Annotated in this window: 28 protein-coding genes; 2 read left to right on the top strand and 26 right to left on the bottom strand. The window is 36.9% G+C overall.

Going from position 1 to position 25,011, the window contains the following annotated elements; genetic code table 11:
- The 18 genes from ABE613_RS01820 to ABE613_RS01735 form a co-directional block, all read right to left on the bottom strand.
- On the bottom strand, positions 1–1,080 hold the full coding sequence (locus ABE613_RS01820; RefSeq protein ID WP_024854000.1) for a site-specific integrase: 1,080 nt from the start codon (positions 1,078–1,080) through the stop codon (positions 1–3).
- A 2-nt stretch (positions 1,081–1,082) separates the two neighbouring features.
- A complete protein-coding gene (locus ABE613_RS01815) occupies positions 1,083–1,280 on the bottom strand; it encodes a MerR family transcriptional regulator (RefSeq protein ID WP_024853999.1) in 198 nt (65 codons plus the stop codon).
- Positions 1,277–1,495, bottom strand: coding sequence for a hypothetical protein (locus tag ABE613_RS01810; RefSeq protein WP_008393122.1), 219 nt, complete (start codon positions 1,493–1,495; stop codon positions 1,277–1,279). Before ABE613_RS01810 ends, ABE613_RS01815 begins: the two co-directional genes overlap by 4 nt.
- Positions 1,488–1,715: a hypothetical protein gene (locus tag ABE613_RS01805; protein ID WP_008705329.1), complete on the bottom strand. Its 228-nt coding sequence runs from the start codon at positions 1,713–1,715 to the stop codon at positions 1,488–1,490. Before ABE613_RS01805 ends, ABE613_RS01810 begins: the two co-directional genes overlap by 8 nt.
- A gap of 570 nt (positions 1,716–2,285) precedes the next feature.
- On the bottom strand, positions 2,286–3,305 hold the full coding sequence (locus tag ABE613_RS01800) for a retron St85 family RNA-directed DNA polymerase (protein ID WP_347375460.1): 1,020 nt from the start codon (positions 3,303–3,305) through the stop codon (positions 2,286–2,288).
- A gap of 161 nt (positions 3,306–3,466) precedes the next feature.
- Positions 3,467–4,387: a retron St85 family effector protein gene (locus tag ABE613_RS01795; RefSeq protein WP_347375459.1), complete on the bottom strand. Its 921-nt coding sequence runs from the start codon at positions 4,385–4,387 to the stop codon at positions 3,467–3,469.
- A gap of 102 nt (positions 4,388–4,489) precedes the next feature.
- On the bottom strand, positions 4,490–6,331 hold the full coding sequence (locus ABE613_RS01790) for an ATP-dependent nuclease (protein WP_347375458.1): 1,842 nt from the start codon (positions 6,329–6,331) through the stop codon (positions 4,490–4,492).
- 26 nt (positions 6,332–6,357) lie between these two features.
- Positions 6,358–6,807, bottom strand: coding sequence for a very short patch repair endonuclease (locus tag ABE613_RS01785; RefSeq protein ID WP_347375457.1), 450 nt, complete (start codon positions 6,805–6,807; stop codon positions 6,358–6,360).
- A gap of 1 nt (position 6,808) precedes the next feature.
- A complete protein-coding gene (locus tag ABE613_RS01780; RefSeq protein WP_347375456.1) occupies positions 6,809–7,990 on the bottom strand; it encodes a type II restriction endonuclease in 1,182 nt (393 codons plus the stop codon).
- Positions 7,990–9,138 carry a DNA (cytosine-5-)-methyltransferase gene (dcm, locus tag ABE613_RS01775; protein ID WP_347375455.1) on the bottom strand — a complete coding sequence of 383 codons (1,149 nt, stop codon included), beginning with the start codon at positions 9,136–9,138 and terminating at the stop codon, positions 7,990–7,992. Before dcm ends, ABE613_RS01780 begins: the two co-directional genes overlap by 1 nt.
- Before the next feature lie 372 nt (positions 9,139–9,510).
- The gene (locus ABE613_RS01770; RefSeq protein ID WP_347375454.1) at positions 9,511–10,257 is read right to left on the bottom strand and encodes a TRADD-N-associated membrane domain-containing protein; all 747 of its coding nucleotides are present in this window, start codon (positions 10,255–10,257) and stop codon (positions 9,511–9,513) included.
- A 196-nt stretch (positions 10,258–10,453) separates the two neighbouring features.
- Entirely contained in the window at positions 10,454–11,401 is a 948-nt protein-coding gene (locus ABE613_RS01765; protein ID WP_347375453.1) for a site-specific integrase, read from the bottom strand.
- A 766-nt stretch (positions 11,402–12,167) separates the two neighbouring features.
- Positions 12,168–12,293 (bottom strand): hypothetical protein, encoded by a 126-nt coding sequence (locus tag ABE613_RS01760; RefSeq protein WP_347375452.1) that lies wholly within the window; start codon positions 12,291–12,293, stop codon positions 12,168–12,170.
- Between the two features lie 156 nt (positions 12,294–12,449).
- Positions 12,450–13,055 carry a hypothetical protein gene (locus tag ABE613_RS01755; protein ID WP_347375451.1) on the bottom strand — a complete coding sequence of 202 codons (606 nt, stop codon included), beginning with the start codon at positions 13,053–13,055 and terminating at the stop codon, positions 12,450–12,452.
- Positions 13,056–13,142: 87 nt separating this feature from the next.
- Positions 13,143–13,844: an EcsC family protein gene (locus ABE613_RS01750; protein WP_347375450.1), complete on the bottom strand. Its 702-nt coding sequence runs from the start codon at positions 13,842–13,844 to the stop codon at positions 13,143–13,145.
- 17 nt (positions 13,845–13,861) lie between these two features.
- Positions 13,862–15,034 (bottom strand): hypothetical protein, encoded by a 1,173-nt coding sequence (locus ABE613_RS01745; protein WP_347375449.1) that lies wholly within the window; start codon positions 15,032–15,034, stop codon positions 13,862–13,864.
- Complete coding sequence (locus ABE613_RS01740) at positions 15,034–16,437, bottom strand: hypothetical protein (protein ID WP_347375448.1); 1,404 nt, start codon at positions 16,435–16,437, stop codon at positions 15,034–15,036. Before ABE613_RS01740 ends, ABE613_RS01745 begins: the two co-directional genes overlap by 1 nt.
- Positions 16,438–16,632: 195 nt before the next feature.
- The gene (locus ABE613_RS01735) at positions 16,633–17,061 is read right to left on the bottom strand and encodes a hypothetical protein (RefSeq protein WP_347375447.1); all 429 of its coding nucleotides are present in this window, start codon (positions 17,059–17,061) and stop codon (positions 16,633–16,635) included.
- Positions 17,062–17,165: 104 nt separating this feature from the next.
- On the opposite strand from ABE613_RS01735, the gene ABE613_RS01730 reads away from it, so the two are divergent.
- Positions 17,166–17,420 carry a helix-turn-helix domain-containing protein gene (locus ABE613_RS01730; RefSeq protein WP_118687937.1) on the top strand — a complete coding sequence of 85 codons (255 nt, stop codon included), beginning with the start codon at positions 17,166–17,168 and terminating at the stop codon, positions 17,418–17,420.
- Positions 17,421–17,492: 72 nt separating this feature from the next.
- On the opposite strand, the gene ABE613_RS01725 is transcribed toward ABE613_RS01730, so the two are convergent.
- The 6 genes from ABE613_RS01725 to ABE613_RS01700 form a co-directional block, all read right to left on the bottom strand.
- The gene (locus ABE613_RS01725; protein WP_347375446.1) at positions 17,493–19,058 is read right to left on the bottom strand and encodes a coiled-coil domain-containing protein; all 1,566 of its coding nucleotides are present in this window, start codon (positions 19,056–19,058) and stop codon (positions 17,493–17,495) included.
- 396 nt (positions 19,059–19,454) lie between these two features.
- Positions 19,455–20,798 (bottom strand): virulence-associated E family protein, encoded by a 1,344-nt coding sequence (locus ABE613_RS01720; protein ID WP_347375472.1) that lies wholly within the window; start codon positions 20,796–20,798, stop codon positions 19,455–19,457.
- 27 nt (positions 20,799–20,825) lie between these two features.
- The gene (locus tag ABE613_RS01715) at positions 20,826–21,410 is read right to left on the bottom strand and encodes a CHC2 zinc finger domain-containing protein (RefSeq protein WP_347375445.1); all 585 of its coding nucleotides are present in this window, start codon (positions 21,408–21,410) and stop codon (positions 20,826–20,828) included.
- Between the two features lie 213 nt (positions 21,411–21,623).
- Entirely contained in the window at positions 21,624–21,971 is a 348-nt protein-coding gene (locus ABE613_RS01710; protein ID WP_347375444.1) for a plasmid mobilization protein, read from the bottom strand.
- Positions 21,971–23,059, bottom strand: a complete 1,089-nt coding sequence (locus tag ABE613_RS01705; protein WP_347375443.1) for a site-specific integrase — start codon at positions 23,057–23,059, stop codon at positions 21,971–21,973. The genes ABE613_RS01710 and ABE613_RS01705 overlap by 1 nt, the downstream gene beginning before the upstream one ends.
- A 12-nt stretch (positions 23,060–23,071) precedes the next feature.
- Positions 23,072–23,260: a hypothetical protein gene (locus ABE613_RS01700; RefSeq protein WP_087175032.1), complete on the bottom strand. Its 189-nt coding sequence runs from the start codon at positions 23,258–23,260 to the stop codon at positions 23,072–23,074.
- 334 nt (positions 23,261–23,594) lie between these two features.
- Here ABE613_RS01700 and ABE613_RS01695 point away from each other — a divergent pair, with 334 nt between their 5' ends.
- The gene (locus ABE613_RS01695) at positions 23,595–24,116 is read left to right on the top strand and encodes a helix-turn-helix domain-containing protein (RefSeq protein ID WP_347375442.1); all 522 of its coding nucleotides are present in this window, start codon (positions 23,595–23,597) and stop codon (positions 24,114–24,116) included.
- Between the two features lie 331 nt (positions 24,117–24,447).
- On the opposite strand, the gene ABE613_RS01690 is transcribed toward ABE613_RS01695, so the two are convergent.
- Both ABE613_RS01690 and ABE613_RS01685 read right to left on the bottom strand, forming a co-directional pair.
- Positions 24,448–24,747: a type II toxin-antitoxin system RelE/ParE family toxin gene (locus tag ABE613_RS01690; RefSeq protein WP_055262129.1), complete on the bottom strand. Its 300-nt coding sequence runs from the start codon at positions 24,745–24,747 to the stop codon at positions 24,448–24,450.
- Between the two features lies 1 nt (position 24,748).
- The gene (locus ABE613_RS01685) at positions 24,749–24,997 is read right to left on the bottom strand and encodes a type II toxin-antitoxin system prevent-host-death family antitoxin (protein ID WP_055262131.1); all 249 of its coding nucleotides are present in this window, start codon (positions 24,995–24,997) and stop codon (positions 24,749–24,751) included.
- Positions 24,998–25,011: the final 14 nt, after the last annotated feature.

Below are 25,011 nucleotides of genomic sequence, written 5' to 3'. Positions count from 1 at the left end.
TTATTCCTCCTCTTCCTCATGTTTCTTATCTAGCAAACCTGCTAATTTACTCTGTGTAGACGGATACAGATGTGAATAAGTGTTCAACGTGGTTTCCACCTTTTCATGTCCAAGGCGTTCTGCAATCTCCAATGGAGCCACCCCCATATCAACCAGCATACTGGCATGGGAATGGCGGAGATCATGAAGTCGTATCCGCTTTACACCAGACCGCTCGATTCCGGTAGCCATACAATGTTCCATATGCGATTTGGTAAACCGAAAAAGTCTTTCCTTTTTCATAATTCCATACAAATGACTGCAATACTCCCTAAATTCCTCTGCAAGAAAATCCGGCATCGTAATCACACGGATACTCTTTGGAGTTTTCGGCTGCGTGATCATATCCTTTCCTTTCAGTCTCTGATAAGATTTATTGATTGATATGGTTTTCTCTTCAAGATTGATGTCATTATAAGTAAGTGCAAGCAATTCACCGATACGCATTCCGGTCCAGTACAACAAAAGAAACGCCATTCTTGTCTCCGGCTTATCACTTACTGTTTCCAGAAAAGCATTGAACTCTTCCTGCATCCAGAAGTCCTTCGGTTCTCCTTTACTCTTGCCAATCGCTCCTGCCTTCCTGCAGGGATTATCCTGCAGGTTATAATACCGCATTGCATAATTGAAGATTGCAGTCAGCTGGCAGTTCACTGTTTTCAGATAAGTAGGAGAATATCCTTTTCCATTCTTATCCTTATACGTCAGCAACTCATTCTGCCATGCACGGACGTCTGCCACCGTAATTTCACTGAGAATCTTCTTTTCAAAATAAGGCTTGATTTTCAGGTCAATAATATATCGCTTCGTGTACATAGTGTTTTCTCTGAGACGGACATCCATATCTTTGTAATAAATCTCCAGAAAATTTCCAAATTCAATATCCACACCCTGGCTCTGCTGTTGCAGGAAATCTCTTTCCCATTCCTTAGCTTCACCCTTGGTCCTGAATCCTCTTTTCTGTTTTCTTTTCCGATTTCCCTGCCAGTCTTTGTAATAGACCTGTACTTTCCAGTTTTTTCCTTCTTTGTAAACCCCCATTGCTAATCCTCGACTTTCATGCCATAAATCTTTTCTGCCAGGAATTTCGTAGAGATTTTTCCAGCTACTACAATATAGCCTTTTGCCTTCAATTCTTTGTTGTATTCTCGCATCAGACTATATGCATAAGTTTTTGAAACTCCAAGAATTGCACACACATCATCCACATCCATATACATTTTTTCCTGCATCATACTCATACCGCTTTATCCTCCTTCAAATACTGCTCAACATGTTCCAGACCATAGATCTTGTCCTCTACATAGCGGGTTGGCACCCGACCGAGAATCACATAATAGTTCTTGCTTGCCAGATCGGCATTCATTCTTTCCACTACCCGGTAAGCAAACGAAACTGATAATCCAAAGAGTTCTGCAATGTCTTCCACTGATAAATACATTTTTCTCTTACGCATGAAACCATTCCTTTCCCTCTTCCTGTGGAATCTCACAAGTATCTTCTACTCCGTAGAAACGCTTCACAAAATACTTTGTCGGAACTTTTCCTCTAAGCGTCAGGTAGCCCTGTTCTTCCAGTTCCTTGTTCAGATTTCCGATGATTTCATAAGCCGATGTCTGTTTTACTTCCAGAAGTTCACATATATCGGCTGCCTTTAAAAATAATTTATTCTGCATAATCAGTACCTCCTGTGTTTTGAATATTTATCTCTTCATATACTCTGTACTGGCAGATGCAAAATCGGACATCATTTTCCGAAATTTATCAAATTTTCTTGTTTTTTAATTCTCCATCAGTGTGATTACTGTGTCATGGAGTTTAAGCTCATCGAAAGTAAAGAACCTTTCTGTGGTATCTGTTTTCTAAATGCAGGCAACAAAAAAACAGTCTGCCTTGACGAAAATCACTTCAATCAAAACAAACTGTTCTTCATATTTACTCTAATTTTATTTTATGAGAATAACCGATTTCACGAAATTTGCAGGTGAATCTGGAATATAAACAAGAGAAAAAAATAATTTTTAAACTCCATTTGCACTCCATTTGGTCTTTTCGACACCCCGCAAAGCCTTTATTTATGGGCTTTTCCGCGATTTTTCAAGCTACTCAAACTCGGCTCTGCAACGCAAAAACTTAACGGAATTGATTAAGGTTTCGATTGCGATATGCCTAGTTTTTATTTCTATTACATAATTTCCACTGGCTTTCTGATGAACTGTTGCCAAAATGTTGCCACTAAATATATTCTAAGAAAAAGGGGATTCTTCATACTTCATATCCGGTAATGATTTAAAAAATTTATTTTTATTAAATGCATTAACAATGTCAATGTCACCTTTCAATTGCCCTTTTTCTATAACATGAATAATATAATTGAATATTTTTTCTTTATAGCCTTCTTCTATAGAATCAACATATGCAATACAACCTATTATTTTTTCATTTTTAGAATAATCTTTGTTTACTATAGAATTAAATATCATTGCCCTTATCTTTTTCTTAAAGTCCTTATCTACATGTAACTCCTCATTATTGATCGTTATGCCCGTTATTGTTTTCTTCACATCATTAGATAAATATCTCGTTTTCTTTTCATTAATTTCAAAACCCTCTTCTCTTACAATACATTGTACAAACTTTTCAATACTATTTAACTTAGTTCTATTATTAGAAGAAAAGCTTAAATCATCTGCATAACGAGTATACACAATGTCTTTCCTACTACACAAACCATTCAATCTAACATCCAGATGATATGTAACCAAATTTGCAATATAAGGAGATGTAACTGCTCCCTGCGGCAATGCATCTTCATATGTACACAAATTTGCCAATATTGCAGAGACATCCGTATTGTATCCTATTTTACAAAATAGCTGAAACACTTGGGTTTCTTTTATTGAGTCAAAAAATTTTTTTATATCCATCTCTAATATAAAGATGTTCTTCTTATGATATTCTGCATTAACTTTTAATCCATTCTTCTTTGGAACAAACGCCATTGCCTGATTTGAAACATTTATTTTTTCTAGTATTTCTTTTAAAATCCATCGCTGAACAACCTTCAAAGCCAAATGTGGAACATACAAAATTCTACTCGTCCCATCTTTTTTAGGAATTTCTTTTCGTGTATAACAATATTGCTTTTTATATGTCAAAAAATAAAGCAACTCTTGTGTTAATGAAAGTTGCTCTGCAAGATGTTCAAAATCATTGATAATTGGTACATTTAATGTATTCAATACAACATTATTGCTCATATTCATACAAATCACCCCATCCTTACTCAGTATGTTTTTGGGTAAATCAACGGGGGAGTTCCACTGTCGTGGAAGTTCACCGTTGATTTAGCTAATTTCATGTGTTTATATTTCTTCCGAGGTCGAATCAACCCCTAGTTGTTATGTAATGCATATTAACAACAATTCTAAGAATGGGGTGATTTATAGAAATCACAATACATTATCTCAATTCGTATCATATCACATGTTTCACGGCTTGTACAGCGTGCAATCATTCCTTCTATAGAATGATATCCCTTTTTTGTCAATTCATATACCGCATATCTCTGATCCGTCATTTTTATAATTTGTTTATCATAAAATAACAACTTCAAGGCAGCATTGAAAAGCACATTGAATTCTTTCATTTCTATATTTTCGTCCTGAGCAACCATTTGAATCATATCAACTAATTTTTTCGAATTAATCTGTTTAAAATAATACAGTAAAAGCTGAATAAAATAATGCATGCCAACAATTGTATTTAAACGTATTTTTTTATCATTATTATCTTTTGCATGCTTCTCTCTAATATTTTTTAATAGAACACGTGCAAACTCTTTTTCATCTGACGAATATTCAACAACATTTAGCTTATTTTTCTTTTTCAAATATTTAATTGGTCCAAGCATTATAAAACTTTTATCTTTAACCCTTTTTTTATCAACTGCTGCTATTACTTTATTAACTGTATATTCATTATTAGTAAATGCTCCCAATTCAACTAATGAACCTGCACTTTCACAGATAATAGATATAATATGTGAATTATTAGCTAAAAATTGCTCATAACTAAGCAAATCTGCATCTTTCGTTTTGTTCAAGACATCAATTAATAAATCTTCCGGATAAAATACTTTAATAGGTAGTTGCCAAGAATATCTTTTTTTCTCATTTTCCAATAATAATCTCATCTTATCTCTTAAAGATTTTTTTGACTTTGTACTTGCCCCACCGCAAAAAAATACAATTATATACTGTTCCTCAATACGACAGAAAATTTTTGAATAAATGTCTTTCAAAGATTTTTTCATATTTAAATCTATTTCGCCAATGTTATTTTCCATATTCTTACCTTACTGTATACTTTAATAAACTAATGTGAATTTCTCTTTACTATTCTTTTTGGTTGATGCAGTGTTTTTTAACTCCACACAATCCAAGGATGATCATGCTATCGTTTTACCCTCATTAAAGATCTGCTCTACTATTGACTTCCATTTAGGGCTTACGTCATTCCAAGAATTCCAGTTATCTTTAATATAACAATATGCCTTATAAGGTTTATCTGATGACGGTGCTGAATATCCCAATACATCTTCTACACAATTTTCCAATACAAACAAACGAGTATCATCATTCAATGCCTGTCGGATTGGCTCGTTAAAAACAACCGCTCCCGGAGTGTTTTTATCTTTATCATGCATAACATAAATATTTATGTGCATAGCTTTTAAATACTTTATTAATGGAATAATCGCTGCCTTTCCCCTCGCCCGCAAAATATACCATTCGGATAAAATATCGCTCTGGATTTTTAAGGGCATTCTATTAATTGTTTCTGATAATACCAATTGCTCAGTATCTCCTTCAACTATAAGTACATTCTTTACAAAAAAGCTCTTGGCAATAGAGTCTTCGATTCGCAAAAGCATTTTTATATAATTTTTTTCATCTTCCTGAAGTTCGAGGAATTCTTTTGTAATATTAAAGGGAACACTACCTACTGTTTCTATCTTACTTTCACATACAACAGATTTTTTCAGGAACAAACTATTTAATGTTTGTTTCGATTTTTTACTTACATCTATCATATAAGGTGAATGTGTCGTACATACAATCTGATTCTTTCCAGTTTCCGCCAAACTATAAATAGTGTCACGCATTTTATTTATTGCATTTGGGTGTAAATATATTTCCGGCTCTTCAAATCCAATTATCAATTGTCTATCACTAATTTCATCTTTTCTATTATCCCGCAATGCTTTATAGCGTAATAGTGCAAAAACAGTAGAACGTATTAAACCTGTTCCCTGCAAATTTGATGGAGTCGCTACATTACTACTCATTTGTATATCAAATGCAGGTTTTATGACTTTATCTGCATCACTGAGATTTGCTGCTGCACTAATTCCAGTATGGGGAAACACATCCGAAATAATGTCGTTGAGCTCCCCTATCATTTTCGATATTTCAGTATTCTCATCGGACGGATCCAATTCCTTTGCCAATTTATTTAAATACTCTTGTGCTTTTTTATAGTTTTCTGATTTTTCTCGAACCTCATTAAATAATTCATTTAATGTCTTTTGCAATGTGCCAGATGTGCCAGATATTTCTCCTTCACTATCCTGTGCTGGTATTAGCAAATACTTAGGAAGCTTACTTAATACATTTTGTGGAATTCCTCCCGGATTTTCAATCCAACATTCTTTGCTCTCATCCAGATCATATATGTACTCCACATCGTAAAAAAGACCTTTTTCCTTTGTCGATAATTTTTTATCATATTTAATTTTCTTTAAATCTTCAGTTAATTCTTCTTCAGGAAGTCCTGCATCTAAATATTCTTGTATATTTGTACAATTCTTAAATTCATCTTTAATAATTTTAGGATTTTCTAATGTTTCAATTTTTACTTTCCCACCTTTAGGATACGTTTTCCTATAAATGAATTTTATTCCTGTGTCTGTCGGATCATTTTTATCTGCTTCATAATTTAACAATCTTCCCTTAAATCCTCTCCAAGAGCTTGCCTCCGGAGGAATTTTATGAAATTCAGCTGTGAACACAATCTTATCCACCGCAATTCTTTTTTCTCCATCTTCCTCCAACGAATAAAATTCATCCAGTGAAATACTTTGACTTGCACCCAATAAGTATTCCAATGCATACAATATACTACTTTTCCCAACATTATTTTCACCAATCAAAAAAGTGGAATCCGAAAAAATAATTTTCGTATCTGTATGCTTTCTAAACCCTTCAATATTCAATGAATATAATTGCACTGTTTTCTTCCCCTTCCAAACAATCATTATAGTTCCATAAAAGAATCTTCTGATGTCAAAAAAGCTACTACTTTGTCAAGTAGTCTGATTTGAAATTCTTCATCTTTTTGCATCTTTTTGACAGAACATTCCCATACAACAAGACACTTGATACCTTTCTCACGTAATTCATTTCTTACCACAAAATCTCTTTTCCGATTTGCTTCAAATTTGTTTTGCCAAAACTCTATTCTTGATTTTGGCATATACGTAAATTCACACCCCTCATGCCTGTGCCAGAAACACCCATGAATAAATACAGCTGTATTGTACTTTCTTAAATAAATATCTGGATGCCCCGGTACTTTTTTTGAATTCAGACTGTATCTGTAGCCTTTCGCAAACAATAGCTTACGAAAATAAACCTCCGGTTTTGTATCTTTTGATCGAATAGCAGCCATATTTTTACTTCGCTGTTCCGGTGTTACTATATCCATTTTACTTTCCCTCTATTGCCTTTACATACTGCACAAATCTCGATAATGTCCAGATTCTGTCCTGTCTATCAGAGGGATATGTTTTAATATAAGGCTGCGGAACAACGAGAATTACATTTGCCGCCTGCATTTCATCCATCTGCGCACCGGAGATCCCCTGCTGAAGTGTACATAAATATTTCGGTTTATCTTTTAACCTGTCCGCTTCATTAAGTACCTGTCTCCATCTGTCTTTACATGTAGTTTTTGCAGCCAAAGAAATTAATCTTTCTACTGAAAAGCCACTGTTATGATAGGCTTCTTTAGATGGGAAAATGAAATCTGGTTTTTTATTACCTTCTGTTACAACCTGTGCCGAGTACTCCAGTTCATTTCCATCAAATATTGCAGCAAGATGATGTTCCAGACTTTTTCCTGCTCTACTCTTTCTTCTATTCAATACAATATTGGCAACCTTTACAAATTCATCAACAGATGTGAATCCCTTATAGATCAAATCTCTGTATCTATCATGCTCTAATGCCTTGAACAGCTTATATTCCATATTTGTCCATGCAATTAACTTCCTATCCGGATTTTCCTGAATATCTTCAATTCGATCATACACTGTGTTTTCAATATATCTGGAAGCCGCTGACATTTCTTCAGATACAGGAAAATCAACGTTTAAACTCTCGATAAACTCTCTTATGGCAAGTTCTTCTCTCCTTCCCAAAAGTGCGCCCACTTTTCCTGTATCAATAAGACAATTAGTCTGAGTCGGTCCAATACCAAATGTATTTAGAAATTCTTCAATTTCTTCTTCCGTTTCCAGAAAATATCCACTATAATCTTCTTCACTCTGTTTGGTAAACACAAATAATGTACCTGTCTTATCCGGTTTCAGAAAGGGAAATCCTCTACCAAAGCGGGTAATCCTCAATTCATTCTTACTTTCGTAATATGTAAAACAGCTTTCTGTCACAAAATCATCTTGCCATCTAATTTTAGCCGTACGTTTTAATATGCCATCCTGTTTAAGCTGCTGCAGTGAAAATAACATCAACTCTGCCGATTTTGAAATCAATATTCCCGATTGATGTCCTCCTGTGGCTCCTGTATCATTCGCTGACAGGAATTTACAAAAGGCCTGTTCACTGTTTAACACTGAATCTATTGCCTGATTAGAATATTCTGTAGACATTAAATCACCTTCCTCCACTCTTCATCTGCTACCTCTGCATCCATATATTTAAGTTTCTCAACTATTAACTTGGCAACATTTTCCATCAAAGGAACAACAACTGAATTGCCAAACTGTTTATATGCCTGCGTATCTGATACCGGAATTTTGAAACTGTCGGGGAATCCCTGTAACCTCGCACACTCTCTTGGAGTAAGCCTTCTTGGGTTTTTGCCTTTCTGTGCAATCAATATCTCTGAACCATCTTTATAATATCTTGCACTTATCGTTCTTGACACGCCATCTAACGGAGCTATTCCATAACCGAAACCATTACCTGCAGCTTTGTGCTTTGCAGCATAATTTTGCAGATATGTCCACAATTTATCTGACAAAGTATACTTCGCATCGACATCCTTTTCCAAAATATCCTTCATAACCGGCTTTGGAATTTTCGGTGTCAAGTTAAATTTAAAGTCAATATCTTTTCCATACCTTTCTCTGTCAAATCCTACTATAATAATTCTTTCTCTATGCTGCGGTACATAATTCTGACCATCTAAAATCGCATAGAACACTTCATAATTCAGCTCATCCAGGGATTCTTTAATCACATGAAATGTTCGCCCCTTGTCATGACTGCAAAGATTTTTAACATTTTCCAACATAAATGCTTTAGGACGCTTTTCTTTTAAAATCCGACATACATCAAAAAACAAAGTTCCCTGTGTTTTATCTGCAAATCCAGTTTCCCGACCCATACTGTTTTTTTTGGAAACCCCGGCAATAGAAAAAGGCTGACACGGAAACCCTGCAACCAGAATATCATGATCTGGAATATCTTTCTCATTTACCTGCGTAATATCACCATCCGGCTGCTCACCAAAATTTGCAAAATACGTCTGTTGACTGTATTTATTCCACTCATTCGAATAAACGCAATGTCCCCCGGCTCTGTCAAATGCAATTCTCATTCCGCCGATTCCTGCAAATAAATCTATAAACGAAAATTGTTTATTTGAAATATCTTTCTGCCTTCTTTTCATATCTGTTACATAATAGGCTACTGCTTCTCGAACACAGTCCTGCATACTCTGCTCTGTCTGTAAGGAATATGCATTCAGTTTCTCATATAACTCGTCTTCCACTCTGATATGTACCTGTTTCATGTCGATCACTCCTGGGAATAATTTTATACCTGTTTTTTCCCATTATACTATTAAAGCATAAAAAAAGCAAGCGGAAGAATCGAACATACTTTCGTTTGCCTGATTTATGTAGGGTAATCAAACTTGTTGAGAGACTGTCTTCGTGAGGGGCAAACTTGAGTGATTATTTTTACCGAACCCTCACGAAAGACCCTCAACAGGTTTAGCAAACCCTCAAGAACTTTGATTATCCTTTCCGAGCTCCATTTTTTTATTCAAACTCGGCTCTGTAGTGCAAAAACCTAACAGAATTAATTAAGGTTTTGCTTGCAATATGCCTTGTTTTTATTTCTATTACATAATTTCCACTGGCTTTCTGATGAACTGTTGCCATTAATCCATTGTACTATTCTTGGCTAAAATAATATTTTTAGATATCTCTGATAAAGTATCCTCTCTAAGTTTATCATCATCTATTTTATTCGCAATTGAATTTGCGAGCAAAAGATTATTGCTTTCAGCAAATTTCGCATGAAATTTTACTGCCGCTTCAATATTTTTAGTATACATTTTAATAAAAATAGCTCCTATAAAATCTACTACAATTCCGCTCAAACTGCCCACTAACAACAATATTTTATCTGAATCAAAAGATGTATACATATATAAACTTGCTACCACTATTAAAATACCAAATATAATCATCATGATACCAAGTCCAGAGAGAAACTTAGTTTGAGCTAAATTCATATCATAATATCTCATTAACTCTTTCTGATTCATTCTGAACATTTTTTCTGCTCTTAAAGCTCTTTTATCAGGATCAATTTTTGCGAATTCTTTTTCTTCTCTATGTGCATCTTCTTCCAGTTTTTCTATCTTCTTTGACTCTTTATAATCAAAGAAACAACTCACAGCTACCATAAAACAAACAAATGCACAAAACCCTATAATATATACCAGTATTTGTCCGATAGGAAATTCAAACAATTTACGATATAGTTGATAAGCAATAAATACAAACATCATGCCGAATACAATACCGCCTATCACGCCATTCATATCCTTTTGTGATTTTTTTTGGTTTTTCTTCTCCGTCTTGTTACTATCACTTTTTTCTTGTTCTAGTTCTTTCTCCACAGTCTACATCCTCATCTATGTAAATAATAATACTAATCGGCAACACTTTTAGAACCCAAGCAATACCAGTGCCTATTTTCTTTACTCATGGTGGTTCGAGTGACTTGCAAGGTACTTAAATGCCAAGATACTATATGCTCCTCCACCTATTTTCCACTACAAATAATATACAATCTTATCAGCAAAGACTCAACAACTATTTTCCTGAAAGCTTTTCGTTTATCGCTTTTTCAATGTCCTGGGTCATCAACATATATTCAGCTACATCATCTATTTTATTAATTCCAAAACCTGTTAGCATTTTTATCTCAGCAATAGTCATTCCTTTTTCTAATAATTTTTGTACACCTGTCAATCCAGTAGCCATGGGGCTAAATCCTGCAATATTAAAACTTTCTTTTGCACGTTTTCTTAATTCATCCATTATCCGAGACGAAACTATTTTCGTTCCATTTGCATTGGTAAATAGTAATTTCCTATCCTTCTTGCAATTCATTTCACAATATCTTTTCACCATATTTCCTAGTTCTTCGTTCAAAAACACTTTAAAGTGAGTATCTTCATCATATTCGAGATTTAATGATAATGTTTCTTCATCAAACTGTTCCAGTCTCAAGTCCAAAAGGACTTCACTTTTAAATCCATATTCAAGCATAAGTCTATACCTTACAATTTGACCATATTGATAATGGCTTTCACAATTCAAAGTTTTAATAACTTCTTCCATCGCTTCTATCTCGTCAGGTTTCATGGGTACAGTTATTTTTTTACTACCCAACTTTTCATTCATGGAATTAACTATATCATTTATAACTTCTTTTCTATGACATCCCGCTTCAAGTTCATCACATAAAATCCCCTGTTTCTTTATATAGTTTACGTAAAATTTATCCATTGCAATCAAGTATCTATTAATAGCTTGCACCGTTTTTGCCTTCTTACTTTCTTCGACATATGTCCTACAAGCTTCTACTATACTATGCATACTAATATATTCCACAAACAGTTTTTTCAAAGGATACTTTGATAAGCCTTCTTCTTCACAATATTTAAAGAAACTATCATAACAAGCAGCATCTCCTTTTCTATTAGCATCCATATTTTTCTTGTAATTATTTATTGCTCTTTCCAATTCATTCGCCATCTCACATTCCCCTTTATAACCACAATATTTTTTCTAGTACATATGCCAAACGGTTTATTATTCATATCTTTCAGCTTTCTGTCGGACTAATTTTATGCTTAGCTCAAAAAATTTTCCATTTCTCTACATAGTAGCATTATCTCTCAGACTAACATTTCTTTACGTGATCTAATTTAGTTCAAAAATCTATTTTTGCAGATACCATCTCGTAGCGTGTCCAGTTCCATCAACATCAGCCATGACCTCTCTTTTCATAGCTGAAGAATATTAGATACCTTTTTCGACTATTGCTTATCATCTAAAATAACTGATATTGCGCCCAACAATATTTGCTTCAGCTCAGTAACAATTGCTCTTTCCATTGTTTCCAATGCATTGATAATTTGTTTGTAGACTTCATTACTTAAACCTCTAGTTCTGACATAATCCGTCTGTTATCTTACGATATTTGAAATCTTATATAAAACATAAATATGTAGATATCTGCCTTCCACCAATTCTTGTTTCTTTAAGTGCAAATAGCTTCGTTCAAGAAAACTTCCTTCTTCTGCACCTTATCAAGCAAAAATACTGTTGACAAATCCAAATCAGCGTTTGCATGCAGTAAGTGGTACTTTGCTTTCACTATAATTCCAAACGGCTTTGATGTTTTCCCGAAAATATAAATGATGAGTGATGTAATGTTCATGCTCCTATGGGAGCATTTATATTATAGCAGAAGGATATGAACAATTCAAAGATGATAGAACAAATGCGTAACACAACGTTACTGTGGCTTTCCATCATTATTATTTTCAAATACAACTTCGGTAATCCCCCCACATTCCTCACAACATAAATATAACTTTGAAACGATTCCATTCTCGTTACTTTCATCATCTACAATACTCAACTTTTTACTTTTACACATTTTACAAACATATTGTGATAACGGATCAAATACTTTTTGTCGTATATTTTCATATACACTCACTAATGATGTAGTCAGCGTAACGCAGGTGGATGTCTCATAAAATGTTGCCGTTTGGGAGTGGGTAATTTTATTAGCCTAATCCCAAGTGGCTTCAGTAAGCTTTTTTATACAATTTCTATAGTCACTATTCTCGCTGCCAGATAAATAGAATTTTACAAACAACTCTGCTTTTTTCTTAAAATTTGATGCTTGTGGTTGCTCATCTGATCCTGCCATTTCTGGTTGATAAATTGTATTCCCGAGTTCAATTAAAATTTCCCTACATCGAACACCAATAGATTGAAAATCTTCAATTTCTTTTGCCTCCTCTATTAACAATGCTATATTTTTAAGTTTTCTGAACAAAGTTGGTGCTATTTCTCCATCTAAGGTTATTGCACGAACATAATCTTCTGGTTCATAATCTTCATTTGTGGCAAACATCCTCTGCATCAATCCCATATGAAAAGAATATACCTCATCAGCCGAAAAATAAAATGCACTCTGTGGATATAAATTCATAGGAATTTGATTGCCCTCAACAACCCACCATGCACCATCTACATCTGTTTTTATATTCCACACATTAACTTTATAACCAAGATCATCAAAAGTGTGTTCTGTTTTTGCACTCAACACCTTACATTTTCCCTGACTTTGATTTTCAACATATTCGACTACTTCTTCATATGCTCTTCCCATTTTTTGCATCTCCTATATACTAATAGTTATGTAATACTCTTATTTATCAAACAAACAATTGATATTCCCATTAGAAATTGACGATAATCATTCTATGTCATCAATTTCAACCATATCTTCCCCGTTCTGATCCTTTACCGAGAAATCTCCTTCAAAAAACCACTTATACGCACGTTCTGCAATGATTTTAGTTTCAACTAAATCCAATCCACCGCCAACAATAGCACCTACTCCCGGAAGAAGCTTTCCCAAATTGACAATTCCCTTCGTTCCAAATTTTGTAATAAATCTAAATCCTACTTTTTGATTTATTTTGGTTAAAACCTTACCCGGAACTTTCTTTATAAGTCCATTTGTAAATTTCACCCCGAATTTTATACCCGCTTGCTTTAATAAGCCATTAACTGCAACACCAGCCAAACAAGCATATATGAAGGTTTGTGTCTGATCACTATCTAATTCATAATCTGCCATATATGCAACACAGGCAATCATCCTCATTTGTACATATATCACACTACCAACATTAGCCGGGATAGCGACTGGCATTGTAATAAAACCTCCAAATCCAGTTACTACTCCTGAAGTTGTGCATTTAGCAATTTGATTTTTTAACATTGCTCTGCATGCTTCTTCTGTCGTTCTGTGTTTTTTCAAATAATCATTAGCCAGTTCCTCAACACTTGGACTAACTTTTGGTATTCCATGTAAACATTTTTCATAACAAGAATCCAAAAGCTTCATAATATCTTCTTCTGTCATTACTGGCTTCTTTTCTTTACTGTTCATACAACTTCCTCATATCTCTAATAACTCATGACTGTTACTGGAATGTCTTTATACACAGGAGCACAACGTGATTGTATGTTTGCCACCACATTATCAATCACGTCTTTAGAAAAACCTCTCCCCCTGACATCCAAAACAATCTCCTGTGTTGATCCTGCAGGCAAATTATTAGCCCTACTGGTTACTTGTCTTTCCAATTCTCTATATAATTCACTTCTACTATTTGAGGATGCAAGGTTATAATTCTTCACTTCAATCGCTTTAATAGATCCATCTGCATTTTTCACAACAACATCCGGGCGCGTTGCTCCTTTTGTCGTAGATGATACTTCAACACCATCCAAATAGGAAATCTGTTCTTCTGCCCCTTTGGTTCGTTCAAGAACTTTTAATTCTGATTCTCTTGGTGTTGGATTACTTCTTGCAGATTTAGCCAAAGAAACAGTTTCAGATATTCCACCAGTAACAACACCTACAATAGCTCCCCATTTAAAGCTTTCACTACCGGCAAGTGCAGCTGCCTTAAGGGTCTCCTCAACATTTTTAGTCTCTATGCCAGTTACAATTGCTGCCCCAGCGGTACTAATGACTCCTGATGATAATGCGAACGTTGCGCCAGTTTTTGCAGATGTTGCAAAAACCATACTTACCGCAGCGGTAGCTCCAACACCCCCTGAAGCAACCGAGACCGTAGCACAAACCAAAATTACTCCCGTACCTATTGCAACATTCTTGATTACCTGTTCATATGTATCATCATATTTTTCAAAAGTTTTTGTCGTTGTCTGTCCATCATCCCCAAGAGTGAATACATATCTCGTTCCGTCATATTGAGCATCCAACTCCGACAACGTATAACCAAAATATATATTTTCTTGAGAATTGTATTCAACTTCTTCTAAATACTCCTTAGAAATGTATATCGCATCAACACTCTCAACAATATAATCTTCACTGGCTAACTGTTCAGTTATTCCTGCATAAACCTCATCTTCAACATACTGAAGCAAATTTTCATCACTTAAATCAGAAAAAGTTTCCGGATCTATGTCTAAATCTATATCGTCTATCGAAGTTGCATCTTCCACAATTTTAGAGTCATTCTCATTACTGTCTTCGTTTTTTATTCCAGAATTACAGGCTGTAAGAAATAAAGTTGATGCCATCAATAGAGCAATTAATCTTTTCATTACACCTCATCCTCCTCTGGCGATTTTTCTGTTACAGATTCCTCAGGATCTATCGGGACTGTCATATTAACCTTTTTATCTTTTTTCTTCTTTTTAACAAACAAATAAACAATAAATAAAGCCAGAACAATACAAATACTTCCACCAACCATGCTGTTCGTTGCAAATTGAGCTTCATCGTCCTTATTGTCCTTCTCTGCCGAAACACTCTCCTTTTCTTCTGCGTCATCATTCGCCTCATTCAAGACTATTGCTGATTCAGACACATTCTCCACAACTTTAGGTTTTTCTACTTTCTCCGGGATGGTAATATTCCCGTCATCATCAATAGTTGCACCATCTTTAAGCAATGACTGTATATCACTAATTGCATATCCTGTAGTCATATATGCTTTGAGAACGCTATTTGTCCCAACATAGATTTTCTTAACAGTCTCTTCTTCTGTGTATGGATTTGATACTGTAATAGTGTAAATCCCTTCATCTGTATATTTTTCCCCATCACTAGCAGGCTTGTTGAATCTAACATCCTCCGTAAGCCCCGTCGCACCCTCACGAAGTACTTCTTTTTTTACATTGATTTCTAAATATCTGGATTTTGCCAAATCTAAATAAAATCCATTTTCAGTAATTGCTTTGTTTGTCAGTTCTTCACCGGTAGCTACATCAAACGGAAAAACCATGCAGTTTCCATTTCTTACTGAAAAAGTAAAATAAATTTTGTAATCATTGTAAGTACTTCTTATTGTCTTATCTATAAAGGGCACAGTGATTTTTTTATCTCTAATACTGTAGTCTAATGCGACTTCATAATCGCCCTCTTCACAAATTTCTACCTGAGTATTTGCTCCTACTTTAACTCCGGACAAATAATCCGTATACAATTGAGAAGTACCTTTTTTATTTTGATACGCATCTGTTTTTCTTATAATCAAGGCTCCTCTTCCAAATGCAGTCTCATCTTTATACAGCAAATTATCATATGCCTTTTTATCATTTGCAATCATGAGCGATTTATCATTATTCAAAGCATCAATGTCCTGTTCCAATTGAAAATCAAGAACAACCTCATCGCCCACTGTTTTCAAAAAAATCGGATTTCCGTCATTTGTAATTACACGAGTATAGCCATTCACAGAAAAGCTTCCAAGCGTCCAATTATAATGCGGATCCTTCTTTGTAATCTCATTATTTTCAGAAAATCCAGTATCTTTTCCCGCATTAACCACCTCTCCAAGATAATATACATTCGAACTATTAGCATTTGCGTTAAAAGGCATTATAGTTGTTAGTACTCCTACCAATGCTACCGATAATAATCCTCTAGCAATTCTACCTTTCATTTCTGATGCTTTTTCATTTGGTCTTCTTGATTTTAAACTTTTCTCTTTCGTATACCTCATGCTTATTTTCTCCATCTCTTTTATTTCGTATATTCAAACCATTACTTGTCGGACACAAATCTTTTTGTTCGTTATTATTACGTTAATTTTTACGGAACGTAATACTTCAATATAAAGAAATCAACATTTTTCCGGTTGATATTATTTTAATCCATCCCTTTAACAATATCAATCAATACTGTTCTCTTTCCTTGTCTAATTAATCACTTCTCCATCCACATGTAATTCAAATTCCTCTGGGTTATCACATATATCATAATTCTCATTATACTCTCTCTGGACATAATCAATTTTCATCGCCACTTTTGCCTCTTCAATATCATTGTCGCATAAATATACTTGCATATGAATGCCGGTCGCATATCCTCTATCTGTAGAAAACTTAATTGTATGAAATGAATTTTCTCTACACATCTTCACCAGTAATCTTGCAAATTCTTCTTTATCTTCGATCCGATCCCGATTTGCAACTACTGTAAGATACTGATCCCGATTCATACTGATACTGCTAACCACATCCGGCTCCACTGATATTTCTTCCTCAGATTTCTTTTCAAAATGATATCCCGTCATGATAACAAATATCATTATTACGCACACTATACATATACGTTTCTTATCCATACCTCTCATCCTTCTATTTGCAATCTATGCATTGCAATTATATGAAATTTTTCAAGTAAAATCAATACAAGCACAGTGATGCAAATGAAAGGTATGGATTATTTATGGAGCAAAAGCTACGACAAATCAATGATGTTTCCATTGGAAATAATTTACGAAATTTAAGAACTGCAGCTAATCTCACACAAGAACAGGTTGTTGCTCAATTACAGCTTCGGAATCTTTCAACCACCCGCAGCATTTACTCTCAGATTGAAGCAGGTACCTACAACATCAAGATTAGTGAACTCATTGCCTTGACTGAAATATTTCATACCGATTTCAACACAATATTTAATGGACTATCCTACAACAAATAACCCTGGATCAACAGTTTTCATTCTGCCATCCAGGGTTTTGCTTATCAGACATATTCTTCAAATAAATACGTGTTATAGTACCATTCCATTTCTCTGCTTCTTCTTTTTAGTCTGCTGTTCCACGATCTGCTTCTTCTCCTCCAACCGTTCATGGATACTCTTTTTCTGCCCGGCATTATCCAGCATTTCCTGTTTCTCCACATTCGGAATATTCGCTGGAATCCTCAGATACATTTTCTCCGGTTTTGGTTCCAGTGCATCCCATACTTTCTGAGCCTGTTGAACTTTCTTTAATTCTGCTTTCGCAAGCTTCATTGCCTTTGTAACTTCCAGTGCATTCTGATATCCATGTTGAGCCGGAATCAAATCCAGTGTAGCCTTCGCCTTTTCCAGCTGTACTTTCTTAGTCTCAATCTTTCCTTCCAGTTCTTTCTGTTCTTTTCGGTGGAACCATTTCTTTTTCACTTCCTTTAGATCTTTTTCCAGTTTCGCGATTGCTTTCTCAATAGCATAAATCTTTTGTTCCTGCTTTTTCATCTTATTGAGAATCTGTTGCAATTGCATAACCTCTGCTTCCTGTTTTTCCGAGGAAGGACGTTCCCCTTTCGGTTTTGCCGGAAGTGGTTCTGGCGTAATGTCAATCCTCATATCATGATCAATCAGAGGATTCCCGTCTGGATCTCTGTCACAGTATTTTGTCTCCCGCAGAAATTCTACAAATCCCCTTAAGTATCCGATTGCTTTCTGAAGAATCCCGGTAAATAATTTCGGATCCTGTCCATGTTCCCGAAGTGACTCCGCCACCGGTTCATCAATCTGTGATTGCTTTGCCAGCATCACTTCTACTTCTGATGCACCTGTAAGTAATGCCCGATCTACATTCCGGTTCCATTCCTGCCGAAGATAATTATCTGCCCTGATCTCCGCCTCTTTGGGATTGTTTTTCCCAATCTTTTTGGTAGCAAGATAAGGATCGCCTTTCTGAAATACCTGTAGCTTCTCATTTTCATCTTTTACAATCTCATTGATAGCATCTGTCATGACCTGCTTCATATTTTCAAGAAATGCATTGGACTTAAATTCCTCTTTCTTTGGATGAAAGAAATTCGTCTCATACACTTCCCCTTTTTTGATAATCTTACATCCGGGTCGGATATTTCCGTCCTCATCAAGAATTTCCTTTTTCGTCCTCACATGCTTTCCCTTTTCATTATAGAACATATTTCTGCTGGCAATTTTCCGCTCCACTTCCTGCCGGATCTCCCGTTCTGAGAAGATCAGATGAATATGCAAATTGGTTTTATTTTTATTATGATGCAAAGCCGCACAGCAGCCCACATCATACTTCTCCAGAAATTTCGATGTCATATATTTCAGCAGAAGATCATGATCATAATCGATCAGGCTAGGCGGCAACATAATAATCAGCTCTCTGGCTTCAATACAGTTCCCTTCCGTTCCGCTTTTCGCAAAATCCCTCTGATTCTGTTCGGCAAGCAGATCCCAGTAGCTGTCCTCCACATTGGAAAAGACAGCATACAGATTTTCCTGCCGCTTGGGGCTGCTGATATAATCCACTCTACCTTTTACATCATGCAGCTTGCTTTCCATCACAAAACTATGATTTCGCCTGTTCACACTTCCTCCTTTCCGCCGGATACGCTACCATCAGAAATCTTCACCACTATTCACTTCCGCAGAATACTTTGGCAGGAAAAACCCGCCCCTGCGAGGCCCTCCGAGAGGACGAAAGACACAGAGTATAAGCTTTAGCTTGTGCGATGGGTGTATTTCGCTCTCAATCGCCGAGGGCTCTTTTTGTCATACTTGGATAATTCTATATGTACTGATGATTAATTTTTTCTGACTGGCGTATCCGCCATTTTTATTGATGCCCGTTTCCGGGCTGTTTCTCGTTTCTGCTTTGTTTTCAAAGTTTTTTCGCTCCTGTTCACACCTTCTTGTTCACATTTCGCTAGGATTTTTGTAAACAGAAACATGTGAACAGGACTCAAAACATTTTAAAAGTAATGCTTAATCAAATGGGATTTCCATTCTTTCATCCACCTTCAGGAACCCCTCTTCGTCTTTTTTCGGCTGAATCCGTTTCCACGACCTCTGCGTTCCAATAGCGCCACCAAACCTGTGATTGCCATGTTTCATCCAGCCAACGATTTCATTATCCATAAGATCACCGATTTCTTTTGACTGCCATTTTGGCACGATTCCTTCCTGATGAAATACCTGCTGATAGATAATGGTCGAACATACATATTCTTCTTCGTATGCATCAAGGAATGCCTGGATTATTCCTGTCTGGGTATCTTCCGGCATGAATTCCCTCTGGAGAAGTTTGACGTGATCTTCCATCTCCGGCGAAAAGGTCATCGGATAGTCTCCGCTTCGATAGATATCCATTGCCTCCGCCCATGCCTGAATAATGTATGCTCTGGATTTTTCTTCATTTTCATAAATGGTAGTTTCTGCTTTTTCCGGAAATACTCTGACCGGAGCAAATCTCCGGTTCCCGGTACGATCAAACGGGAGAAAATTCAGATCATTGGAAGTGCCACAGAAGACACACTGTCGATATCTGTCCTCTGCCCGCCTTTCATATGGAATGCGATAAATATCCTTCTGCCGGCTCAGGAACGATTTCGTCTCTTCAATGCTCTTAGCATTTGCTACTGCGTTCATTTCTGACATTTCTACGATCCAGTGTCCCTGCAGATATTCATAAACCTTCTTATCATCGATCCGTTTCATATCGTCCGTAAACCATTCATCTTTGATTGCCAGATAACGGAAGAACGTGGATTTTCCTGTTCCCTGCCCTCCGACCAGACAGAGCATGATGTCATATTTGGCTCCCGGCTCATACAATCTGCGGATAGCTCCCATCATATGCATCTTCATCACTTCTCCGGTATATGCAATATCTTCTGCTCCAAAGAAATGTGTCAGCATATGCTGAATCCTCGGAATACCATCCCATTTCAGACTCTCCAGATATTCAAGAATCGGGTGAAAACTGTTTTCATTCGCCACAATATCGATTGCCTTTGCAATCACCCGGTCACTGGTCAATCCATAATTCTTTTCCAGATATAAAGCCAGATTGTTCATATCGGTGTCAGTCATATGGACGCCCCGCCTTTTCCAGGGCATTTTCTTCATAATGTCAATCTGACAGGTCATTTCATTTCTACAAATAGCTCCTTTCAGACAGGGATCATGCTCTAACGCATATTTGCAGTTCTGAATGGACTGACGAATTTTCCCCTTTTCCGTGGTATCCAGCCGTTCCCGGATATCCTCCACTGTCAGAAGCTCCGTTTCCACAATCTCCTCTAAGTTCTGCAAGGACTCCTCTCTCATATTCCGCAATTCTCTGTTCATACCGCTTCACCTCCTCCCTTCTGTTTCGGAAAAAACCAGAATCTCTTCATCTGTTCCAAACATCAGCATGTCCACCAGATAACTGATCTTGCTTTCATTCTGTAAGGCTTCGACAAATAACGGATGCCATTCCTCTTCCGTGGATTCCGGCTTGTAAAATTCCTTCCAGAATTCCATCCATCGCAGATACTGCAGCAATACATTCGCGGCATCCTTTGCCCATTTATCAATTTTCTTTTGGACAAATTGAATCCGTTCCTCTTTTGTTAGAATCTTCTCTTTGTCCTGAACTTCTGGTTTTTGCTTCTTCCCAACCACTGACTGCCCGATTGAAATTCCCAGAGAAAAATCTTCATTGATCTTCTTCGCTGCTTCGAACTGGGATAATCCAAACTGTACCGCCACATAATTGACTGCATCTCCTTTTGCCCCGCAGGCAAAGCAGTAATAATTCTGATCGATCTTCATACTGGGATGTTTGTCATTATGAAAGGGACAGCACGCCATCCCATTTCGGCTGACTTTTAACCCATATCTTTCTGCCACCTGCCTTGCGGTGACACGTGCTTTCACTTCCTGAAAAATGTTCATGTTCCGTCCTCCTGTATCCTTTGTTATTAATTTCAGTAATTTTCCCTCTTTCCGTTACAGGAGAACTTTGCTATACTACACATAAAGCTATATGCGTATAGGCAGACTTCTCCCGTAAGGATTGAGTTTTTGTCTATGAGGCTTTACCAGAGCCTGCATAAGTTTGTATGAGCTTTAGAAATGTCCTTGTTACCAGCAGGGGCATTTTCTTTTTTAAGGATATTCCGGGGATTCCACATACTGCGGCTCCTCCTTCATCCCATTCAGTGTCACAGCAACCATCTGGATGGTCTGAAGCAGTTCTTCATTTTCTTCACTGCACACTTCCAACCGTTTCAGTTCTCCGTAGATCTGCTGCATCTGATTTTTCAGAGCTTTGTACACTCTCGGATTTCCCTGCACGGTCACTTCCCAGTCCATCAATTTTCTCAGGATATACTCCTGTTTGGTAAGCCCGGATAATGCCACCATGCGGTCAATCATTTCTGCTTCTTCCTCGGATACCCGGAATCCCACCGTCCGGTTTCTCCATCGTCCTTTTGTGTCTAACGTTCTCTCCATCAGATTTCATCCTCCTTTTCCATCCGTTCCACATCCAGTTTGTTCGCCATCTCAGTCTGCACGGTCGGAAACAGATGTGCATACCGATACGTAATTTTTTCTGCTTCATGTCCTACCCTGTTTCCAATGGCAAGTGCTGTAAAGCCCATATGAATCAGCAGGGAGACATGGCTGTGACGGAGATCATGAATCCGAATAACCGGAACTCCTGTCTCTTTGCATCCCCTTTCCATTTCATGTTTCAGATAGGATTTGGAAAATGGGAAAATCCGCTGATCCGGTGCCAGCGAATAATACATCTGAAAATAATCCTGCATCTCTTCACAGAGGAACTCCGGCATTACAACGATCCGGTTGCTTTTCGCTGTCTTTGGCGAAGTAATAATGTCCTGTTTTTTCATCCGGTGATACGTTTTATTGATCCGCACCGTCTGTTTTTCAAAATCAAAATCTGCCGGAGTAAGGGCAAGCAGCTCCCCTTCTCGGATTCCGGTCCAATAAAGCATCTCAAAGGCATAATAGGATCTGGGCTTGTCCATCATTGCTTCGGCAAATTTCAGATACTGTTCCTTTGTCCAGAATTTCATTTCCTTTGGAACTTCTTTTCCCATACTTCCTGCCTGTCTTGCCGGATTGCAGGGCAGATTATAATAATTCACTGCATGATTGAAAATTGCTGTAAGCTGTGCCTGAATCGTTTTCAGATAATCCACGGAATAGGGCTTACCCTTTTCATCCCGATATGCCATCATCTCGTTCTGCCAGGCGATCACATCTGCCACGGTAATCTCATTGATCTTCCGTTTTCCAAAGTAAGGAAGGATTTTTGTCCGCACAATGTGACTTTTCGTCTCAAATGTACTTTCCTTTACCCTCTGACGTTTATACTCGGAATAAATCTCATAAAAGCTCTCAAACGTCATATCCAGCTTATTTCCTTTTTGGAGCATCATCTCATGTTCCCATGCAGTCGCTTCCCGTTTGGTCTTGAATCCACGTTTCTGCGTCTGCTTTCTTTCCCCGGTAAAATCGGTGTACCGGAACACCACTCTCCACGTACCTTTGTCTTTTTCCTGATATACAGCCATCTTAAGTACCTCCTATTTTTCTTCATAAAACAACTTTTTCTTGAAATAATTGGCATCCACACGACCCGGCACTGTAATCAGTCCCATTCCGCTGAGTTCTTTATTCAGCTGGCGGATAATCTGGTATGCCTTTGACTGCTTGACCTGCAAAATATCCATTACCTCTTCCGCAGTCAGAAACCCATTCTTTAATTCAGACATTCCATTCACCTCCTTCCGCATCATCTTCGAGGAAAAACCCCTCTACTTATCCAAACTTTCAAGGCACCTTATACAACCTCATTTTTAAATTTTCTTAAACTTAACGTTATTTAGTTAATTTTTGATTGTATTATATTAACTATTTTCCGTTAAGTCAAGTGGTTCTGACATCAGCAATTAAATTTTTTTGTTTAAGTTTTTCTTGCGTCCTATTTTTCCATATGCTATACTGGTTTAAACAAATATCGTTAACCACCAGTCCCTATTCATTGCAAAACGGTAGGAATTTATATTCAAAATTGAATAAAAGATTTCAGGAAAAGGAGAGATCCCTATGGCATTTGGAAAACGTATTAAATTTTTCAGAAATAGAAAAGGTATGAAACAGAAGGAGCTTGGCGAACTTCTTGGCTTCCTTGGAAAGACTTCGGATGTCCGTGTGGCGCAGTACGAGACAGAAGCAAGAAGCCCTAAAGCTGATCTGGTCAAAGAGATGGCACAGATCTTCGGTGTAAGCACCAAAGCCATCAATGTCCCGAACATTGACTCCTATCTTGGTCTCATGCATACCCTCTTTGCACTGGAAGATATGTATGGCATCAAAATCGGAGAGATTGACGGAGAACTCTGTCTCCGCCTTGACCGGGAACACCAGGAATATCAGCATCTGTTCGAACCTTTTCATGCATGGCAGCAAATGGCTGCAAAACTGGAATCCGGAGAGATCAGCCAGAAAGAATACGATAACTGGCGATACAACTATCCGGAACTGGACACCTCTGAGATTCGGGCAAAAGTTCCGTCTCAGGAACTCTCTGACGAACTCATCAAGGCACTGAAAAAAGAGAATCAATAAAGAAATGCAAAAAAAACCTTACTGACTGCTCTTTCCAATTTTGGAAACAGTTCATCAGTAAGGTTTTTATGTTATAGAAATAATATTTTATTCAACGGATATTGCAAAAGTGTTGCCAATCCGTTGCCAAAAAATAACGGAATTTGCTTGGAAACTGCATAAATACTGGGTCTATTTTTGCAAAATCCTATTCAAACTCGCAAATGAGTTTTTGTCACTATACAATTTTGTATAGGCGTTATGGTTCTATCTGGTTTTATATGTGTTCCACTATCCTTAGTCCACGGACTGTACTGAACGGTGTTATCAATTTGTTATCATATTTCTGTTATCAATCAAAAATTCTTGTAATATCCTGATACCGATTGATGACACGATAAATTTCTACATACTCGTTGCTTACCTTGTAGATAATCACATAATCTTCCCATATCGCATATTTATAGTCTGTCCGAAAGCTGACTCGCTTTGAAAGGTCTGAACCCATTCCCGGAAACATCTGGAGATTCTCAAATTTACCATAAATTTCCTTTATAGTCTTTGCGGCATATTCTTCACTATCTTCAGCGATGTAATCCCGGATATTCTTCAGGTCCTTTGCAACAATCGGGTTAATCCGTAATTTTAACATCTTATTCCCCCACAAGTGCCTTCAGTTCATCTAACTCCAGCCATCCCTCGCCGTCTTTCACTGCTTCTTCGGCTTCCTGCAGCTTCATTAAAAGCTTCTTTTCCGCACGATCACGTTCATAATCTTCAAAATCCATAACCACAAAACGTCCTCTACCATTCTTGGTAAGATATACAGGCTCGCCTTTATGGCAGTTCTTCAGGACTTCGTTATAATTTCTCAAATCAGATACTGGTAAAATACTTGCCATATTCTTTCAGCTCC

The sequence above is a fragment of the Dorea chungnamensis genome (assembly GCF_039832125.1).
GTDB lineage: Bacteria > Bacillota > Clostridia > Lachnospirales > Lachnospiraceae > JAFBIX01.
Note: the sequence above shows the minus strand (reverse complement) of the source record. Positions and strands in the feature narration are given on the sequence as shown.

What these genes read in the sequence shown, in the direction of transcription:
- ABE613_RS01820 (WP_024854000.1), bottom strand. Translation starts at nt 1,080, where the DNA reads ATGGGGGTTTACAAAGAAGGAAAAAACTGGAAAGTACAGGTCTATTAC.
- ABE613_RS01815 (WP_024853999.1), bottom strand. Translation starts at nt 1,280, where the DNA reads ATGAGTATGATGCAGGAAAAAATGTATATGGATGTGGATGATGTGTGT.
- ABE613_RS01810 (WP_008393122.1), bottom strand. Translation starts at nt 1,495, where the DNA reads ATGCGTAAGAGAAAAATGTATTTATCAGTGGAAGACATTGCAGAACTC.
- ABE613_RS01805 (WP_008705329.1), bottom strand. Translation starts at nt 1,715, where the DNA reads ATGCAGAATAAATTATTTTTAAAGGCAGCCGATATATGTGAACTTCTG.
- ABE613_RS01800 (WP_347375460.1), bottom strand. Translation starts at nt 3,305, where the DNA reads ATGAATATGAGCAATAATGTTGTATTGAATACATTAAATGTACCAATT.
- ABE613_RS01795 (WP_347375459.1), bottom strand. Translation starts at nt 4,387, where the DNA reads ATGGAAAATAACATTGGCGAAATAGATTTAAATATGAAAAAATCTTTG.
- ABE613_RS01785 (WP_347375457.1), bottom strand. Translation starts at nt 6,807, where the DNA reads ATGGATATAGTAACACCGGAACAGCGAAGTAAAAATATGGCTGCTATT.
- ABE613_RS01780 (WP_347375456.1), bottom strand. Translation starts at nt 7,990, where the DNA reads ATGTCTACAGAATATTCTAATCAGGCAATAGATTCAGTGTTAAACAGT.
- dcm (WP_347375455.1), bottom strand. Translation starts at nt 9,138, where the DNA reads ATGAAACAGGTACATATCAGAGTGGAAGACGAGTTATATGAGAAACTG.
- ABE613_RS01765 (WP_347375453.1), bottom strand. Translation starts at nt 11,401, where the DNA reads ATGGCGAATGAATTGGAAAGAGCAATAAATAATTACAAGAAAAATATG.
- ABE613_RS01755 (WP_347375451.1), bottom strand. Translation starts at nt 13,055, where the DNA reads ATGGGAAGAGCATATGAAGAAGTAGTCGAATATGTTGAAAATCAAAGT.
- ABE613_RS01750 (WP_347375450.1), bottom strand. Translation starts at nt 13,844, where the DNA reads ATGAACAGTAAAGAAAAGAAGCCAGTAATGACAGAAGAAGATATTATG.
- ABE613_RS01745 (WP_347375449.1), bottom strand. Translation starts at nt 15,034, where the DNA reads ATGAAAAGATTAATTGCTCTATTGATGGCATCAACTTTATTTCTTACA.
- ABE613_RS01740 (WP_347375448.1), bottom strand. Translation starts at nt 16,437, where the DNA reads ATGAGGTATACGAAAGAGAAAAGTTTAAAATCAAGAAGACCAAATGAA.
- ABE613_RS01735 (WP_347375447.1), bottom strand. Translation starts at nt 17,061, where the DNA reads ATGGATAAGAAACGTATATGTATAGTGTGCGTAATAATGATATTTGTT.
- ABE613_RS01730 (WP_118687937.1), top strand. Translation starts at nt 17,166, where the DNA reads ATGGAGCAAAAGCTACGACAAATCAATGATGTTTCCATTGGAAATAAT.
- ABE613_RS01720 (WP_347375472.1), bottom strand. Translation starts at nt 20,798, where the DNA reads ATGAGAGAGGAGTCCTTGCAGAACTTAGAGGAGATTGTGGAAACGGAG.
- ABE613_RS01715 (WP_347375445.1), bottom strand. Translation starts at nt 21,410, where the DNA reads ATGAACATTTTTCAGGAAGTGAAAGCACGTGTCACCGCAAGGCAGGTG.
- ABE613_RS01710 (WP_347375444.1), bottom strand. Translation starts at nt 21,971, where the DNA reads ATGGAGAGAACGTTAGACACAAAAGGACGATGGAGAAACCGGACGGTG.
- ABE613_RS01705 (WP_347375443.1), bottom strand. Translation starts at nt 23,059, where the DNA reads ATGGCTGTATATCAGGAAAAAGACAAAGGTACGTGGAGAGTGGTGTTC.
- ABE613_RS01700 (WP_087175032.1), bottom strand. Translation starts at nt 23,260, where the DNA reads ATGTCTGAATTAAAGAATGGGTTTCTGACTGCGGAAGAGGTAATGGAT.
- ABE613_RS01695 (WP_347375442.1), top strand. Translation starts at nt 23,595, where the DNA reads ATGGCATTTGGAAAACGTATTAAATTTTTCAGAAATAGAAAAGGTATG.
- ABE613_RS01690 (WP_055262129.1), bottom strand. Translation starts at nt 24,747, where the DNA reads ATGTTAAAATTACGGATTAACCCGATTGTTGCAAAGGACCTGAAGAAT.
- ABE613_RS01685 (WP_055262131.1), bottom strand. Translation starts at nt 24,997, where the DNA reads ATGGCAAGTATTTTACCAGTATCTGATTTGAGAAATTATAACGAAGTC.